This is a genomic window from Fibrella aquatica (genome assembly GCF_041321135.1).
Lineage (GTDB): Bacteria > Bacteroidota > Bacteroidia > Cytophagales > Spirosomataceae > Fibrella > Fibrella aquatica.
In genome coordinates, this window is the sequence record NZ_JBGGWF010000013.1 from 50,563 (window position 1) to 65,067 (window position 14,505).

Sequence of the window (14,505 nt, forward strand, 5' to 3'; positions counted from 1 at the left end):
ACAAATTTAAGAAATTACGGCTTCAGCGAGCTGTAGATAACTTCCTGAATGCGGCGGCGAAGGCGCGTGGTATTAATGGCATTGTTGCCACCCGTAGGGAAGAGTCGGTTCGACAGGAAAATGAATACCAATTCCTGCTCGGGGTCTACCCAAACCATGTTGCCGGTGAAGCCGGTATGCCCAAACGATTGCGGCGGAGCCTTTGGCGACAGATAACTGCTCGTTGTACTCTGGGGGTTTGGCTTATCCCAACCCAACGACCGGAAACTGCGGGTGCTGATTGTCTGTGTGAAATACGGAACGGTCTGTGGCTGAAAAATGCGTTGACCGCCATACACGCCCCGCTGCAGGTTCATCTGGAGCAGCTTGGCAATATCGTGGGCGTTTCCAAACAGGCCCGCATGACCCGACACGCCACCCTGTACAGCGGCCATTTGGTCATGTACGGTGCCAACCAGTAGCTGATTCCGGTAATAGGTGTCCTGCTCGGTGGGGGCGCAATGCGGATTAGTTAACTTTTGCAACGGGGTAAAGGTCAGCGACTTCATGCCCAGTGGCTGATACACTTCGCGCTCCAGAAAACGGTCGAGGGGTTGTTTCGAGACCCGCTCCACGATCTTTTGCAGCATCAGAAAACTTAGGTCACTATAGACAAACGAGGGTTTGCCATCGGCATCGACCTTGCGCGATAGGGGCGACTGAATGACCCATTTCCAGACAGAATCTTTCAGCGCCGGTTTCGCCCAAAGTGTTGGCGCAATTTGCAGCGTATGGGCCGAATCTTTTTGCGCGCTGTAATACGCCGGATTCAAACCGCCCGAGGTGGTTCTGGTGCGGTCCCAAAGGGTTGGGTAGAACGAAATGAGGCCCGCCTGATGCCAGAGCAGATCCTGCAAAATCATGTTTTGCTTGTTGGTGCCTTTCAGTTCAGGTAGATAAACAGATGCTTTCTGGGTCAGGTCCAGCTCTTTACGGTCGTAAAGCACCATCACGGCCTGTAACGTACCCAGTACTTTGGTCAGTGAAGCCAGGTCATACAGCGTATTGTCGGTTACTTTTTCGCCGCCGCTACTATAGGTTAACCCGCCAAAATTACGGTCGTAAATAATCTTGCCTTTGCGCGCCACCAGCACCTGACAACCCGGTATAACCCGGTCGTGCACCGCCAGTTCAACTATTTTGTCGATCTTGGCCAGTTCAGATGTTTTCATGCCCACACTCTCGGGGTCGCCCGGAACAAGCCTGCCCGTTGGGTCAACGTTCAACCCTAAACCGGCCTTGAAATCGCCGGTTGAAACGGGAAGGATGCCATTGGCAGGCGTCAGGCCAAACAGGGCCTGGGCTGTTGCCTGCTGGGTTTCGGCAAATTCCTGATAGCCACAGATCAGCGCGTCGGCGTCGGTAAGCAGGTTAAGGCTGTAGGCCGACCCAAAAGCCACGGCCACCACTTTCTTGCCTTGTTGTTGCAGCCGTTTTATGAGCGATACCGAGGGCAGATTGATGCTGAACCGCCGAAACGATGATTGGCTCATGGCGTGAAAACTGACCACTACCACGCTGGCATCACCCACGCTGGCGATCAGATTGGTAACGTCGTCTTCCGTTTGCGGGCGCTCTGGTGACGCAACCTGCTTCATCGTCGCCAGCCCGGCCAGTGCTTTCTGAAATACATTTCCCGCCGGGGTTCCAATGGCTATCGATGCTAGTTTGGTGGTATCGAGCGCACTAAGGGGCAGTAGCTGAGCTTTATCGGCTACGAGTGTGATCGCATTTTCGCAAAGCTCCCGTTTCAGGTCTTTGGCTTCGGCCGAATTTAGATCACCAATCAGATTGGGTAACGCAATAGGCTTATATTCATTCAGGCCCGACCAGTACTTAGCCCGAAGAATCTTCTTCACCTTTTCGTCGATGAATGCCTGTGGTAACGTACCTGAGGTAATGGCTTCGCGAATGACGCGGGTAGCTTCGCGGATATTCTCCGGGTAAAGCAAAATGTCGTTGCCGGCAATCAGCGCTTTCAGATTCACCACTTCGGCCCGGTTCGACCGGCTAACGCCCCCCATGTTCAGGGCATCGGTGAATACCAAGCCGCGGAAGCCTAACTCTTTCTTCAACAGATCGGTAACAATTTTTTCCGACAGGGTCGCGGCTACGGCGGGCGACTGATTATCCATCACCGGCACGTGCAAATGACCCGTTACCACACCCATCAGGCTATCGGCAATGAGTTTACGGAAGGGATACAGATCGATGGTATTCATCTGTTCCGACGACCGGCTGATAACTGGCAGCGAGTGATGCGAGTCGACGTTGGCATCACCATGTCCCGGAAAATGCTTGGCCGTGGCAATGACGTGCTGCATTTGTAGCCCCTTCATATAGGCCGACGCTTTGCTGGCCACGTTTTCTTTGCCTTCGCCAAATGACCGAATCCCGATAACCGGGTTCTGTGGATTGCTGTTGATATCGGAAACCGGCGCGAAATTGATGTGAATACCTAACCGGCTGCACTGCCGACCAATTTCCAGACCCATCCGGTAAATCAGGTCATTGTCCTGGATAGCGCCGAGCGTCATTTGCCGGGGAAACTCCATCGTGCTATCGAGGCGCATACCGAGGCCCCACTCGCCGTCGATGCCAACTAACAGCGGAATCTTCGACAGGCTCTGGTATTTATTGGTCAGCAAGGCCTGCCGATGTGGCCCACCCTGAAAAAAGATAACCCCGCCAATGTGGTAATTCTGAATTAGATGTTCGATGTAAACGCGGTGGCTTTCGCTGTGGTTAGAGAAAGCGGCAACCATAAAAAACTGCCCGATTTTCTGGTCGGTCGTCATGGTCTGAAACACACTGTCGACCCAATTTTCGGCGTTGCCGGGAAGTTGAAGCACATTGACACCCTGATGGCCGGCCAACTGCTCAGACTCGAGGCGGGCCGTCGGGTATACAACGGGCGGCGCTACCGGCCGGGCAGCAACTGTCGCTCTTCTCACCGGCTTTTTCGCAACCTTTTTCGAGTGTTTCTTCGCTGCCGTACGGGCACGGGAAACCCGCCTGGGCCGTCCGGAACCAGAGTCAAACGCGGCCAGCAAGAGTACGATGGCAATCGTTAGCAGAACTAAATGCTTCCGCATGAACTCAAACATAGGTTAGTTAACGACGTACAATGGGGCGGTGGATTAGCTTCTTTACTAAGGTGTGAACCCTAAAATTAGCCAAACGACCGCTGAAACCATAACCTAAACTGAAATTAAGGCGAAATTCTAATACGGTATCGGATCTGCAATAACCTCGCCATCGTGGATGAACGTTGTCGGGGGGGGACGTTGTTCTAGCCAAAAAAGCCCCTGTTTGTGAAACTCTTCTCGATGACCTATGCGCTGTTATCGGCCCTGTTTACCACGGCTGTTCCGGCTGTTGCGCAGCGCACAATCAGCAAGCCATTTGGTGTTATGGTCGACGCGCTCATCAAGGAATCGGTACCGATTATAACGTGTAATGAGCTGAAGCAAATGCCCAGTGCAGTACTGTTGGATGCGCGCGAGAAGAAAGAATTTGCCGTTAGCCATCTGCCAAAGGCGCAATGGATTGGCTACGACGATTTTGAGCTGAGTCGGGTAGCCAACGTACCCAGAAATGCCCCAATAGTGGTCTACTGTTCAGTAGGTTATCGGAGCGAAAAAGTAGGGGAGAAGCTAAAGTCTGCCGGGTTCACCAATGTGCGAAATCTGTATGGCAGCCTGTTTGAATGGGTCAACCAGGGCAATCCGGTTGTTGATAGCACCGGTAAACCTACCCGCCGTGTACACGCTTATTCGCGGACGTGGGGCATTTGGCTGAAACAGGGCGAAAAGGTATACGAATAACGCTTCGTCAGCCGCGCTATCCGCTGCGATACCGATGGTTTAGATCGCTGCTGTTCAGCTTTCCAAACCAGCATCGCCTTCCGGGCGGCAAACAGGTTGTGGGGATGACCAATACCATATCCCGTTTGCGACAGGGCCAGTAAAACCAGAAGTGATATACCTGTTTTCATGGTTGTAATCGGGCCAAGCGGAACGTACCACTCCCGACACAACAAAGATAAGGGTTTAAGACTGTACTATGCAATGCAAAGTACCTGCTGTTGTAAAATTTAATCTTGCATTCGTCGGTTAGTGTAAACCAGTGGAGGTAATAGGGGATACGATAGCGAAGATTGACCTGTTCAGGAATCTGGTTAGCCGGAATTTAATGAACAGTATCGTTGGTTTGCCTGCCGCTAGCCCGTACTTTTGCGGGATTTTTGCCCATACCCCTCAAAGGGAAACTGGTCAGAATCGGCTCGTTGTTGTTCATCGTCCCATCTGTTCTTTTTCGGCCCAATCATGCCCAAAAATTCCTCAATACGCTCGGTACTCATCATTGGCTCCGGCCCCATCGTTATCGGTCAGGCCTGCGAATTCGATTATGCCGGGTCACAGGCGGCCCGTTCCATTCGTGAAGAAGGCATCGAAGTTTCGCTGATTAACTCCAACCCGGCCACGATCATGACCGACCCGATCAACGCCGATCATGTGTATCTGCTGCCATTGGAGAAGAAGTCGATCGTCGAGATTCTGGAAAAGCACCAGGCTATGGGTCGGCCAATCGATGCGGTGCTACCCACCATGGGTGGCCAAACGGCCCTGAACCTGGCCATCGACTGCGAAAAGGCAGGTATCTGGAAAAAATACAATGTCGATATTATTGGTGTAGACATTAAGGCTATTGAGACCACCGAAGACCGTGAGAAATTCCGGCTGCTGATGCTCGAACTGGGCGCGGGTGTCTGTAAAGGCCGCACCGCCCGTTCATTCCTGGAAGGCAAAGAAATTGCCCAGGAAATTGGCTTTCCGCTCGTTATTCGCCCGTCGTTTACGCTCGGCGGTACCGGCGGTGGCTTTGTGAACGTACCTGAAGATTTTGATAAAGCCCTCACGGCAGGCCTTCATGCCTCGCCCGTACATGAGGTACTGGTCGAGCAAAGCGTGATGGGCTGGAAAGAGTACGAACTCGAACTCCTCCGCGACGGCAACGGTAACTTCATCATTATTTGCTCGATCGAGAACTTCGATCCGATGGGCATCCACACCGGTGACTCCATCACGGTAGCCCCGGCCATGACCCTGCCCGACACGCTCTACCAGAAAATGCGCGACCTATCGATTCGGGTAATGACCGGTATCGGGCAGTTCGCGGGTGGCTGTAACATTCAGTTTTCGGTCAATCCCGAAACCGACGATATCATCGTTATCGAGGTGAACCCACGCGTGAGCCGGTCATCGGCCCTAGCATCCAAAGCAACGGGTTACCCCATTGCCAAGATTTCGGCGAAGATGGCCATTGGTTATAACCTGGATGAGCTGATCAACCCGATCACCGGTACTACGTCGGCCTTCTTTGAGCCCGCCATCGACTACGTGATCGTAAAAGTACCCCGCTGGAACTTCGACAAGTTTCCGGGAGCCGATCGGTCTCTGGGCTTGCAGATGAAATCGGTGGGTGAAGCGATGGGTATTGGCCGGAATTTCCAGGAAGCTCTGCAAAAAGCCTGTCAGTCGCTCGAAATTCGCCGTAATGGCCTTGGTGCCGACGGTCGCGAACTGTCGGACATCAACGCGCTGAAACAGAGTCTGGAGCACCCAAGTTGGAACCGCCTGTTCCACATCTACGATGCATTCAAGGCCGGTATGTCGTTCAGCACCATTCGCAAGCTGACCCGGATTGACCCCTGGTTCCTGCATCAGATCGAAGAATTGATCGAGCTGGAACGCGAGATCGAAAAGTATGACCTCGACGAGCTGCCGCCCGAACTGCTGCGTACGGCCAAGCAGAAAGGCTATGCCGACCGTCAGCTGGCTCACATTCTCCAGGTACGTGAAAGCAAAATTTACCAGTATCGGCAAGACCACAACATCCGTCGGGTGTTTAAGTGCGTAGACACTTGCGCGGCGGAGTTCGAGGCCAAAACGCCTTACTATTACTCGACGTTCAACAACCAATTACCCATCACCCTCGACCGGCCCGAACCCGTTTCGGATTTGCCCGGCAACGAGTCGATCCGGTCTAACCGGAAGAAAGTGGTGATTCTGGGTTCCGGGCCAAACCGGATTGGTCAGGGTATCGAGTTCGACTACTCGTGCGTTCACGGTGTACTGGCGGCGAAAGAGGCGGGTTACGAGACGATCATGATCAACTGTAACCCAGAAACCGTATCGACCGACCCCGATATTGCCGACAAGCTGTATTTTGAGCCGGTGTTCTGGGAGCACGTGCACGCCATCATCATGCACGAGCAGCCCGAGGGTGTAATTGTGCAATTGGGTGGTCAAACGGCGTTGAAAATGGCCGAGAAACTAACCCGCTATGGTATCAAGATCATCGGTACCAGCTGGGACGCCCTCGATCTAGCCGAAGACCGCGGCCGGTTCTCGAGCTTGCTGCACGATCTGGACATTCCATATCCGAAGTTCGGCACGGTGCGCGAGTCAGAAGCGGCTATTGAGTTGTCGCGTGAGTTGGGCTTCCCGCTGCTGGTTCGCCCCAGCTACGTGTTGGGTGGTCAGAGCATGAAGATTGTGATCAACGAAACGGAGCTGGAGCAGCACGTGATGAAGATTCTGAGCGACATTCCCGACAATAACATCCTGCTCGACCACTTCCTGGAAAACGCCATAGAAGCCGAATCCGACGCGATCTGCGACGGCGAAAACGTGTACATCATCGGTGTGATGGAGCATATTGAACCGGCAGGTATCCACTCCGGCGACTCGTATGCCCTGCTACCGACCTTCGACCTGAGTGAGAACGTGATTCGGCAGATCGAGGAATACACGCGGAAGATTGCCGTGGCCCTGCAAACGAAAGGGTTGATCAACATCCAGTTCGCCATCAAAGACGAGAAAGTGTACGTGATCGAGGCGAACCCCCGCGCCAGCCGCACGGTACCGTTCATCTGTAAAGCCTACCAAGAGCCGTATGTGAATTACGCCACGAAAGTGATGCTGGGTGCCAAGGTGACCGACTTTACGTTCAATCCCGTGAAGAAGGGCTACGCCATCAAGATCCCGGTATTCTCGTTCAGCAAATTCCCGAACGTGAACAAAGAGTTGGGCCCCGAAATGAAATCGACCGGCGAAGGCATCTACTTCATCGATGATCTCACCGACGATTTCTTCCTGAAGGTTTACGCCGAGCGCAACCTATACCTGAGCCGGTAGGGTTTTTTTTAATTGACAAACGAAATCGGCCAACGTACCTGAATAGTCTGGGTACGTTGGCCGATTTCGTTTTACTATGCCTTTACTTCCGCCGACAGCGGTACGTGTATCCCTTTTAGTTTTGCACTCTATACCTTCTATAACCCATAATCTCAACCGTTTTCAGCATCACACTGTTGACCTGTTCTCCAGAGTAGCCGATATCTTCAGGTACCAACAGCTGACCATTGTGCTCATCTCTCAAAGAGAAAGCAACCGGTAGAATGTAGTGACCAACATAGCTTGGATTTAGAGGAGGAAGCCGCTTTAGCGTTGATTCAACAACAGCATCGTAAAACTTGTGGTGTGCTTCCTCAGTGGGGTGTCTTATAATTGTGACGTTTTGTACATGGCCCCGTTCGTTGATAGAAAATCGAGCATAGACCATAAGAGCGATTTTATGCTGATCGGAAATTGAAGGATAAGTAAGCCGCCGACTTATTACTTTTCGGTATGTCGGATCCTTATCAAGAGGCGTACTATCCAATGAGAACGAGTTAGCCGTTAACAACATAAATAGCGCGAGCGGGATCGTGACAAGGTAGGGCATACTTGTATGTAATCAGGCTATGTGATGATTAAGCAGTGCATTGGCAAGGTATATAATCCGTAAAAGTCTTGAAGTCCCCGGCCCTTTTTCTAACAAATTCTTAATACGTTGTACCTGAGCCTGTAAAAGCCTGAAAAGTTGTGCAGGTTCTTATGCGCATAGCCGTTTAACAAGAAGTTGTAGCCGAATAAAGCATGAGCGACTTGTTGCTTTTTTGAAGCAGAACATCGTTTATCGATGACCTCACCGACGATTTTTTCCAGAAGATCTACGCCGAGCGTAATCTGTACTTGAGCCGGTAAGAAGTGACGTCTCAACTGCCTTACTAGTAGCCGCTTGTGATTGGTCTTGAACCGATTCGAGCGGCTACTTTGTTTTGAGGGAAATGGTTATATTTGGTCAACAAACAGTTTGTCAGCAAAGAGGATGGAAACGGTTCAACACGAATTAACGGCCGAAGAACGCCACGCACGGCTTGTAGCTTTCTTGAAGCGGCATATGGAAGAGAAGCGTCGTGAAGAGCGGGAGATGCAAGAACGATACCGGTCAGACCCCGCTTATAAGGCAAAATTTGATGAATTGAAGCACATCAATGCAGACAAATAACCCTGAGCTATCTAGCTACCCCTATCTCTTTATAGGTGGCAGGGATTTCGCCTACATTTTTGAGACAACAAACGGATTTCGATATGAAGTCAAGTTTAAGCCTAGTCCCTATGCATTAGGCGACGACTTCGCCTTTGGCGAACATATTTACGAGTTGGTGCTGAAAGTGGTCGATTCGCCAACTGGCAAAAACCCACCGTTCGATGCGCAGACTGCCCCTACTGTGGCAACGATTATCAAGGATTTCTACGATAGTAGTGCGCTAACTATTACCATCTATATCTGTGATACGTCTGACCGGCGGGAGAAAGCGCGATGGTACAAATTCAACCGCTGGTACGACCATTTCAACGCTAACAATTATTTCCGTGCCGATCAGTCTGTACTCGATGATAAGGATGGTGTATTGTATCACTGTGCTTTTATCATCAAAGCCAACAACCCCAACAAAATGGCCGTTATTACTGCTTTCAATCGGTTAATGGACGGCTATAACGTCGTGAAATGAAGTGAACCAGCAAAGTATGTGCTGTCTCACCAGCTTTGTAACCAACGGTTTCTTCCAGAAAATCTACGCCAAGCGCAACCTATATCTGAGCCGATAAGGCTTTCCAACGAAAGAATAAAACTGGCCAACATACCTGAATTATCTGGGTACGTTGGCCAGTTTTGTTTCCAGCTGAATTGCCCGATACTAGTAGTGCTATTCCAGCGCTGCTTGTTTGGATAATCAAATCTGTAGAACAACAGTAGCGCTGAAAGTACGCTAGCTTACAATTACACTTGTGACCTTTTATAAATATCGATGAGTAAACGAGCGAAGTTCATTAACGATGTGTATCAGGGGCTATATTATTATTGTGTAAAGTATGAGTCTGCGGAAACAGCTAAAAGTCTCCTGAATTTACGGTTAGCTGTAACTTTTTACCTCTATTACGTCAGCTTCATAACGCTGCTAATTACCCTGAAAGTCAGGATTTATGGGCCGTTCAAGCCTACTTACTTAGAGGCTTTTGTTATGACGTCTGGATTATACTTTCTCCTGTACCAGTATGTTATAAAGCCGTCTGTTGTCGTCTCTTCCTTTGACGATTTGCCCGACGAAAGGAAGCGGAAAGTCAGGCTATGCCTTTGGACATTTAGGGGGAGTATAGCCTTCTTTATGGCTACTATCTAATTGATCTATTTTGTCAGCAAAAAATAGGCATGTCAATTACCTACGTGTCAAAGTTGCTGAATATGACTGACTAGTGAAGAGTCTACTAATGCGTCAGGCTGGGCACGAAAACGAATCAGAATTGTTTACCTTGCAGACAGACAACCAGTTACCATCATGGAAGCAGTTGAAAGCGTATTGACCCCTGAAGAGGAGAACATCCGGATCGTTGAGCGGTATAAAGCATTTTTGAAACGACGGGCTGAAGAGCATGCTAAGGATGATGCTGACCCTGAAAGGCAGCGACGAATTGCCGAAGCTACAGAAACCCTAAAACGAAGAAATGCAGAACGAGGAACGCCCGTTATCGAAATATGACGTTGAGTTCATTGAAACTGACAATCTGTTTAAGTTTATAACAGATGCAGTTGTCACTTACGAGGTAGCATTCAAGCCGACTCCTTATCTTTTCGATGAGGAGTCGGCTTTTTCACAACATGTAGTCGAGTTAGTCATTCGGATAAGTAAAGAATCAGTCAATCAGCGGCCGGGACTTGACAGGCTCGTTGCTCCTACAATTGCATCCGTAGTTGCCGATTATTACCAACATCAGAATGAGGCTATTACCCTGTACGTCTGCGATAGCGCTGATGGGAAACAGGTAGCCCGCAAACGAAAATTCGATGATTGGTTTCGCTATTTTAACCAGACCAAGTTCGTAAAACACGACTTTCCTGTTACGGATGATAGGGATGGAATAACCTATTACAACACCGTCATTCTAAAAGCAGATAACCCAAGCAGAGGGCAAATTATCCGTGCTTTTGAAAATGTATTCGGGCGATACAACGACTCAAAGTGAACTACCAACGATTTCTGCCAGAAAATCTACGCCGAGCGTAATCTTTAGCTAATTCGAAGGCGATTTTTACTATAGATAGCGTGAATCAAATCGGTGCAACGTACCAGGAAGTTGAGGTACGTTGCGCCGATTTGATTTTAACAGACACCTAATTCTTCTTCTTCAGAAAGAGGTCGATATTGGGTTTTATCCGGTTCAGCGAGTCTCCCACAACCTGATCCAGCACCCCTTCTGGTAGCTGCGTTACCCTGGCGCTTTGCAAAGGCATCGGTGTGGAGCGATTGGGCATAGGTAAAGCATTCCCCCTTCCGTTTCGCGTTGGCATAAGCGATGCATTTCCATGCCCTTTGAGAATAGGCATATTGTCGATGTCTCCCTGCCCGTTATGATTGAGCCTATCTAATTCCTGCTCATTAAGCATAGGCACAGCACCCATGTACTGTAATGTGTCGCTTTCCCCTTTTACCGGACTTTGCTGAGCAAAACTTACCGTTACGGCCAGTAAGCACACCAAGGTTGCCAATGTCTTCATAGTCAGCTATTGATAAGTTTATCAATAGACTCCTTTAACGTCTAAAGAGTTGCTTTACAGCGCAAATCTTTTACTGATGGCCGTTATTTTTAACTGTCTTATTCAGTCTTCACCGATTTACTGGCCCCGTTCAACGTAATACCAGCATGAGGGGACAAAACCGGCTTTGTCTCCGATAGCTTTTCCATTTTGTCGTGTAACTGCTGAATGCGGCCGGGGAGAATGAAGATGTATTCGATGAGGTCATCGAGCAAATCGACCATCAGCGAGGCTGTTTCCTGATTGGGTTCTTTCTCCAGTTCAAAATGCGCGCCAATATTGCCCCCTTTCCTGATCGCATCGGCTAGGGTTGAGATGGGCTTTGATAGGTCGAGTTGGGTCAGCAGCGCCCTGATCTGCGTGGGCAAATTCTTGTTCTTATGCTCTTCGGCCACGATCGATTGCGTAATGCCCTCCAGCACCCGTCGGCTCAGAATGGTGGTGGCTGTCCACTCCTGCGCGTTCAGCACGTTGATGGTTGAGAAATAGGCCCGTTTCAGTCCATCTTCAATCTTGTTGGTTTCGGCTACGCCCGTCAATGGCTGCCTCACATCATCATTGGGCGTGATGAATAATTGACCGGTTCTGATACCCTTGTCGGTAGTGGCGTCGGTCATCAAAATGAGCGTTGCCGATTGCTGACAGGCGGGACAATGGGCGCTGCAATGTTCAACAACGTATGTTTTGGGGTTGTCCCACGGGAGTGAGAGGTTGACGCGCCGCCGGCAATGGGGGCAGGTCGTATCAATAGAGACAGGCAGGTTGTAGTTGTCCTTAACTACCTGAACAACATAACACTGAGACGGTATATGTCTTAACATTCGACGGAAGAGGCTGTAGTAACAGGGCTGATTACGGTAAGCAGAAGCAATTTAGTATATTTAAATCTATTTGCTCCATAGCTTAGGTAGCTAAAATCATGCCTGTTTACAAAAAGAGGTACACAAAAAAGGCCAGTCTGCTTCCGCAAACTGACCTTTTATTAATGTCTTGCTAAACTGTGCGTTACACTTCAACAATCATTTTGCCGGTGTTTTGGCCAGAAAACAGGCCAAGCATCGCCTCTGGTAACTTGTCGAAACCGGTTAGCGTAGTTTCTTTATAGTGCAGCTTTCCTTCGTTAATCCAGGCGGCTAGTTGCTTCACGCCTTCGCCAAAGCGAGCCTGATAGTTACCCACAATGAAGCCTTTCATCAACACGCTACGGGTCAGCAGCATGGGCTGAATACGCGGGCCCATAGGTACGTCGGTGGTGTTATACAGTGAAATCTGACCGCATAGCGGAATACGGGCGTGGAAGTTGAGGTTTTTGACAACCGCATCCGATACCTCGCCACCTACATTGTCGAAATACACATCGACACCGTCAGGGCAGGCTTCGGCAATCGCATCGGTCAGGTTCTCCGCCGTTTTGTAGTTTACTACCGCATCGAATCCAAACTCATCTTTGAGAAGCGCTATCTTATCGTCAGACCCGGCAATGCCTACTACGCGGCAGCCTTTGATTTTGGCGATTTGCCCCACAACAATGCCCACCGCACCCGCCGCGCCCGACACTACCACGGTTTCACCAGGTTGTGGATTCCCAATGTCGAGCAATCCGAAATAGGCTGTCAGGCCGGGCATACCCAAAATGCCAAGATAATAACTGGGCGGGGCCAGCTTGGCGTCGACCTTTTTCAGCCCCTCGCCCGGAACCACCGAACGGGTGGCCCACGGCAAGTTGCCCGTTATCAGATCGCCGGTAGTCAGTCCCTCAAATTTGCTGTCGATTACCTTGGCAATGCCACCGCCCGCCAGCGGTTGCCCAACCTGATAGGGGGGCACATACGATTTGGCGTCGTTCATCCGGCCCCGCATATACGGGTCAACGGAGAAATAAGTGGCTTCCAGCAAGACCTCGCCCTCTTTCAGTTCCGGTAGCGTTACCTCTTCAGACCTGAACGTGGCGGCATCGGGCATCCCCTTGGGACGTGATGCCAATACTATTTGTTGAGCGCTCATACTGTTACAGATCCCGAATGGTTCGTTACGGTTAGCGATACATCAATATTTCCGCGTGTGGCGTTCGAATACGGACACACCTGATGCGCTTTCTGCACCAGTTCTTCGGCAACCGATTGCTCCACCTCAGGTACGTTCACGTTAAGCACAACGGCCAGGCCAAATCCGCCCGATTCCAGTTTGCCAATGCTTACATCGGCCGTAACGGTGGTTGTTCCGGTTTTTACTTTCGTCATCCGGGTAATCATGTTCAGGGCGCTGTCGAAACAGGCCGCATATCCGGCTGCAAATAACTGTTCGGGATTGGTGTAGGCACCGCCTGCGCCGCCCATTTCGCGGGGCACACGCACGTCGAGGTCGAGAACCTGATCGGATGAGGTGACGTGGCCGTCGCGTCCGCCGGTGGCCGTTGCCTGGGCGGTATAGATGGATTGAAACATAGGTTTATTGTTTATTAATCGTTGAGATTTGATCCAGAAGCGTAACTAATTGCTGATGAAGAATAACCGCCTGCTGATCGTCCATGTGCAGATTTTCCTGTAACTGAGCTGGAATATCGGTGGCTAGTTCCTTCAGGTTCCGGCCTGCTTCGGTAAGCAGAATGGTTACCTGCCGTTCGTCGGCCGGGTTGCGCTGCCGGGTAATCAAACTTTTCTGCTCCAGGCGTTTCAGCAGAGGCGTCAACGTACCTGAATCCAGCTGTAGTTTGTCGCCCAATTCGCCAACCGTTCGAGCATCGGCTTCCCACAGTACCAGCATCACCAGATACTGTGGGTACGTCAGGTCCAGCTTTTCGAGCATAGGCCGGTACAAAGCCGTTACCTGCCGCGATAGCGCATACAGCGGAAAACAGAGTTGATTTTGCAGCAGAAGCTTATTCATTTTTCACAATTATATTGTGCACAATATAATAAACCGAAAAGGCGGTAAAAGGTTTCGTTCAGATTCGGTGGATAGCTTTAGGTACGTTGGATTGGTACCGTGTCCAGGCCTACAGCGCGAAGCTACGCGAGTACACTACACAGCAAACGTGGCGGCATAGTCCTCGGCTTTAAAGCCTAACGCAACAATCTGCCCATCGGCTTCGATGATCGGGCGACGAATGACCGAGGTTTTCTCCATCATCAGGGCAATGGCTCCTTCGGCATCGGTTGGCTTATCGGCGTCGGGTAGTTTTTTCCAGGTAGCCCCGGCGCGGTTCACCAGTTCTTCCCAGCTTTTCTGTGTCAGCCAACGCTCAATGGTAGCGCGGTCGATACCCTGCTTTTTGTAATCGTGAAACTGGTAGGTCACGCCGTTTTCGGCCAGCCAGACGCGGGCTTTTTTCACGGTGTCGCAATTCGGAATGGCGTAGAGCGTATACATGCTTTTGAGAGTAATCCCACAAAAATACCGGTTTCTTGGCCATCACCTATGAGAAACATCAGACCCCGGTCTTTCCTGTTCACTTCGCCGTTTTAGCAATCACTGAGCGAA

The 14,505-nt window shown here is 50.5% G+C and carries 15 protein-coding genes; 6 read left to right on the plus strand and 9 right to left on the minus strand.

The window, feature by feature from the left end:
* Positions 1 to 14: 14 nt before the first annotated feature.
* Positions 15 to 3,134: a serine hydrolase domain-containing protein gene (locus ACAW87_RS22075; RefSeq protein WP_370725821.1), complete on the minus strand. Its 3,120-nt coding sequence runs from the start codon at positions 3,132 to 3,134 to the stop codon at positions 15 to 17.
* 219 nt (positions 3,135 to 3,353) lie between these two features.
* On the opposite strand from ACAW87_RS22075, the gene ACAW87_RS22080 reads away from it, so the two are divergent.
* Positions 3,354 to 3,866 carry a rhodanese-like domain-containing protein gene (locus ACAW87_RS22080; protein ID WP_370725822.1) on the plus strand — a complete coding sequence of 171 codons (513 nt, stop codon included), beginning with the start codon at positions 3,354 to 3,356 and terminating at the stop codon, positions 3,864 to 3,866.
* Here ACAW87_RS22080 and ACAW87_RS22085 read toward each other — a convergent pair.
* Complete coding sequence (locus ACAW87_RS22085) at positions 3,812 to 4,036, minus strand: hypothetical protein (protein WP_370725823.1); 225 nt, start codon at positions 4,034 to 4,036, stop codon at positions 3,812 to 3,814. The two genes, ACAW87_RS22080 and ACAW87_RS22085, sit on opposite strands and share 55 nt — an antisense overlap.
* A gap of 331 nt (positions 4,037 to 4,367) precedes the next feature.
* On the opposite strand from ACAW87_RS22085, the gene carB reads away from it, so the two are divergent.
* Positions 4,368 to 7,241, plus strand: a complete 2,874-nt coding sequence (gene carB, locus ACAW87_RS22090; RefSeq protein ID WP_370725824.1) for a carbamoyl-phosphate synthase large subunit — start codon at positions 4,368 to 4,370, stop codon at positions 7,239 to 7,241.
* A gap of 115 nt (positions 7,242 to 7,356) precedes the next feature.
* Here the strand turns inward: carB and ACAW87_RS22095 are convergent, their stop codons facing one another.
* Complete coding sequence (locus ACAW87_RS22095) at positions 7,357 to 7,830, minus strand: hypothetical protein (RefSeq protein ID WP_370725825.1); 474 nt, start codon at positions 7,828 to 7,830, stop codon at positions 7,357 to 7,359.
* A gap of 426 nt (positions 7,831 to 8,256) precedes the next feature.
* Here ACAW87_RS22095 and ACAW87_RS22100 point away from each other — a divergent pair, with 426 nt between their 5' ends.
* The 4 genes from ACAW87_RS22100 to ACAW87_RS22115 all read left to right on the plus strand — a co-directional run bounded on the left by ACAW87_RS22100 (position 8,257) and on the right by ACAW87_RS22115 (position 10,454).
* Positions 8,257 to 8,436 (plus strand): hypothetical protein, encoded by a 180-nt coding sequence (locus ACAW87_RS22100; protein WP_370725826.1) that lies wholly within the window; start codon positions 8,257 to 8,259, stop codon positions 8,434 to 8,436.
* Positions 8,423 to 8,944, plus strand: a complete 522-nt coding sequence (locus ACAW87_RS22105; protein WP_370725827.1) for a DUF6169 family protein — start codon at positions 8,423 to 8,425, stop codon at positions 8,942 to 8,944. Before ACAW87_RS22100 ends, ACAW87_RS22105 begins: the two co-directional genes overlap by 14 nt.
* 825 nt (positions 8,945 to 9,769) lie before the next feature.
* A complete protein-coding gene (locus ACAW87_RS22110; RefSeq protein WP_370725828.1) occupies positions 9,770 to 9,970 on the plus strand; it encodes a hypothetical protein in 201 nt (66 codons plus the stop codon).
* Positions 9,936 to 10,454, plus strand: coding sequence for a DUF6169 family protein (locus ACAW87_RS22115; RefSeq protein WP_370725829.1), 519 nt, complete (start codon positions 9,936 to 9,938; stop codon positions 10,452 to 10,454). Before ACAW87_RS22110 ends, ACAW87_RS22115 begins: the two co-directional genes overlap by 35 nt.
* Positions 10,455 to 10,602: 148 nt before the next feature.
* On the opposite strand, the gene ACAW87_RS22120 is transcribed toward ACAW87_RS22115, so the two are convergent.
* The 6 genes from ACAW87_RS22120 to ACAW87_RS22145 form a co-directional block, all read right to left on the minus strand.
* On the minus strand, positions 10,603 to 10,986 hold the full coding sequence (locus ACAW87_RS22120) for a hypothetical protein (RefSeq protein ID WP_370725830.1): 384 nt from the start codon (positions 10,984 to 10,986) through the stop codon (positions 10,603 to 10,605).
* 98 nt (positions 10,987 to 11,084) lie between these two features.
* Complete coding sequence (locus ACAW87_RS22125) at positions 11,085 to 11,846, minus strand: DUF4145 domain-containing protein (protein ID WP_370725831.1); 762 nt, start codon at positions 11,844 to 11,846, stop codon at positions 11,085 to 11,087.
* A gap of 184 nt (positions 11,847 to 12,030) precedes the next feature.
* On the minus strand, positions 12,031 to 13,029 hold the full coding sequence (locus ACAW87_RS22130; RefSeq protein WP_370725832.1) for an NADP-dependent oxidoreductase: 999 nt from the start codon (positions 13,027 to 13,029) through the stop codon (positions 12,031 to 12,033).
* Positions 13,026 to 13,469 carry an organic hydroperoxide resistance protein gene (locus tag ACAW87_RS22135; protein ID WP_370725833.1) on the minus strand — a complete coding sequence of 148 codons (444 nt, stop codon included), beginning with the start codon at positions 13,467 to 13,469 and terminating at the stop codon, positions 13,026 to 13,028. Before ACAW87_RS22135 ends, ACAW87_RS22130 begins: the two co-directional genes overlap by 4 nt.
* Before the next feature lie 4 nt (positions 13,470 to 13,473).
* A complete protein-coding gene (locus tag ACAW87_RS22140) occupies positions 13,474 to 13,911 on the minus strand; it encodes a MarR family winged helix-turn-helix transcriptional regulator (RefSeq protein WP_370725834.1) in 438 nt (145 codons plus the stop codon).
* Positions 13,912 to 14,046: 135 nt separating this feature from the next.
* A complete protein-coding gene (locus ACAW87_RS22145) occupies positions 14,047 to 14,394 on the minus strand; it encodes an ArsC family reductase (RefSeq protein WP_370725835.1) in 348 nt (115 codons plus the stop codon).
* Positions 14,395 to 14,505 lie beyond the last annotated feature (111 nt).

What these genes read in the sequence shown, in the direction of transcription:
- ACAW87_RS22075 (WP_370725821.1), bottom strand. Translation starts at nt 3,134, where the DNA reads ATGCGGAAGCATTTAGTTCTGCTAACGATTGCCATCGTACTCTTGCTG.
- ACAW87_RS22085 (WP_370725823.1), bottom strand. Translation starts at nt 4,036, where the DNA reads ATGAAAACAGGTATATCACTTCTGGTTTTACTGGCCCTGTCGCAAACG.
- carB (WP_370725824.1), top strand. Translation starts at nt 4,368, where the DNA reads ATGCCCAAAAATTCCTCAATACGCTCGGTACTCATCATTGGCTCCGGC.
- ACAW87_RS22095 (WP_370725825.1), bottom strand. Translation starts at nt 7,830, where the DNA reads ATGCCCTACCTTGTCACGATCCCGCTCGCGCTATTTATGTTGTTAACG.
- ACAW87_RS22100 (WP_370725826.1), top strand. Translation starts at nt 8,257, where the DNA reads ATGGAAACGGTTCAACACGAATTAACGGCCGAAGAACGCCACGCACGG.
- ACAW87_RS22105 (WP_370725827.1), top strand. Translation starts at nt 8,423, where the DNA reads ATGCAGACAAATAACCCTGAGCTATCTAGCTACCCCTATCTCTTTATA.
- ACAW87_RS22110 (WP_370725828.1), top strand. Translation starts at nt 9,770, where the DNA reads ATGGAAGCAGTTGAAAGCGTATTGACCCCTGAAGAGGAGAACATCCGG.
- ACAW87_RS22115 (WP_370725829.1), top strand. Translation starts at nt 9,936, where the DNA reads ATGCAGAACGAGGAACGCCCGTTATCGAAATATGACGTTGAGTTCATT.
- ACAW87_RS22120 (WP_370725830.1), bottom strand. Translation starts at nt 10,986, where the DNA reads ATGAAGACATTGGCAACCTTGGTGTGCTTACTGGCCGTAACGGTAAGT.
- ACAW87_RS22125 (WP_370725831.1), bottom strand. Translation starts at nt 11,846, where the DNA reads ATGTTAAGACATATACCGTCTCAGTGTTATGTTGTTCAGGTAGTTAAG.
- ACAW87_RS22130 (WP_370725832.1), bottom strand. Translation starts at nt 13,029, where the DNA reads ATGAGCGCTCAACAAATAGTATTGGCATCACGTCCCAAGGGGATGCCC.
- ACAW87_RS22135 (WP_370725833.1), bottom strand. Translation starts at nt 13,469, where the DNA reads ATGTTTCAATCCATCTATACCGCCCAGGCAACGGCCACCGGCGGACGC.
- ACAW87_RS22140 (WP_370725834.1), bottom strand. Translation starts at nt 13,911, where the DNA reads ATGAATAAGCTTCTGCTGCAAAATCAACTCTGTTTTCCGCTGTATGCG.
- ACAW87_RS22145 (WP_370725835.1), bottom strand. Translation starts at nt 14,394, where the DNA reads ATGTATACGCTCTACGCCATTCCGAATTGCGACACCGTGAAAAAAGCC.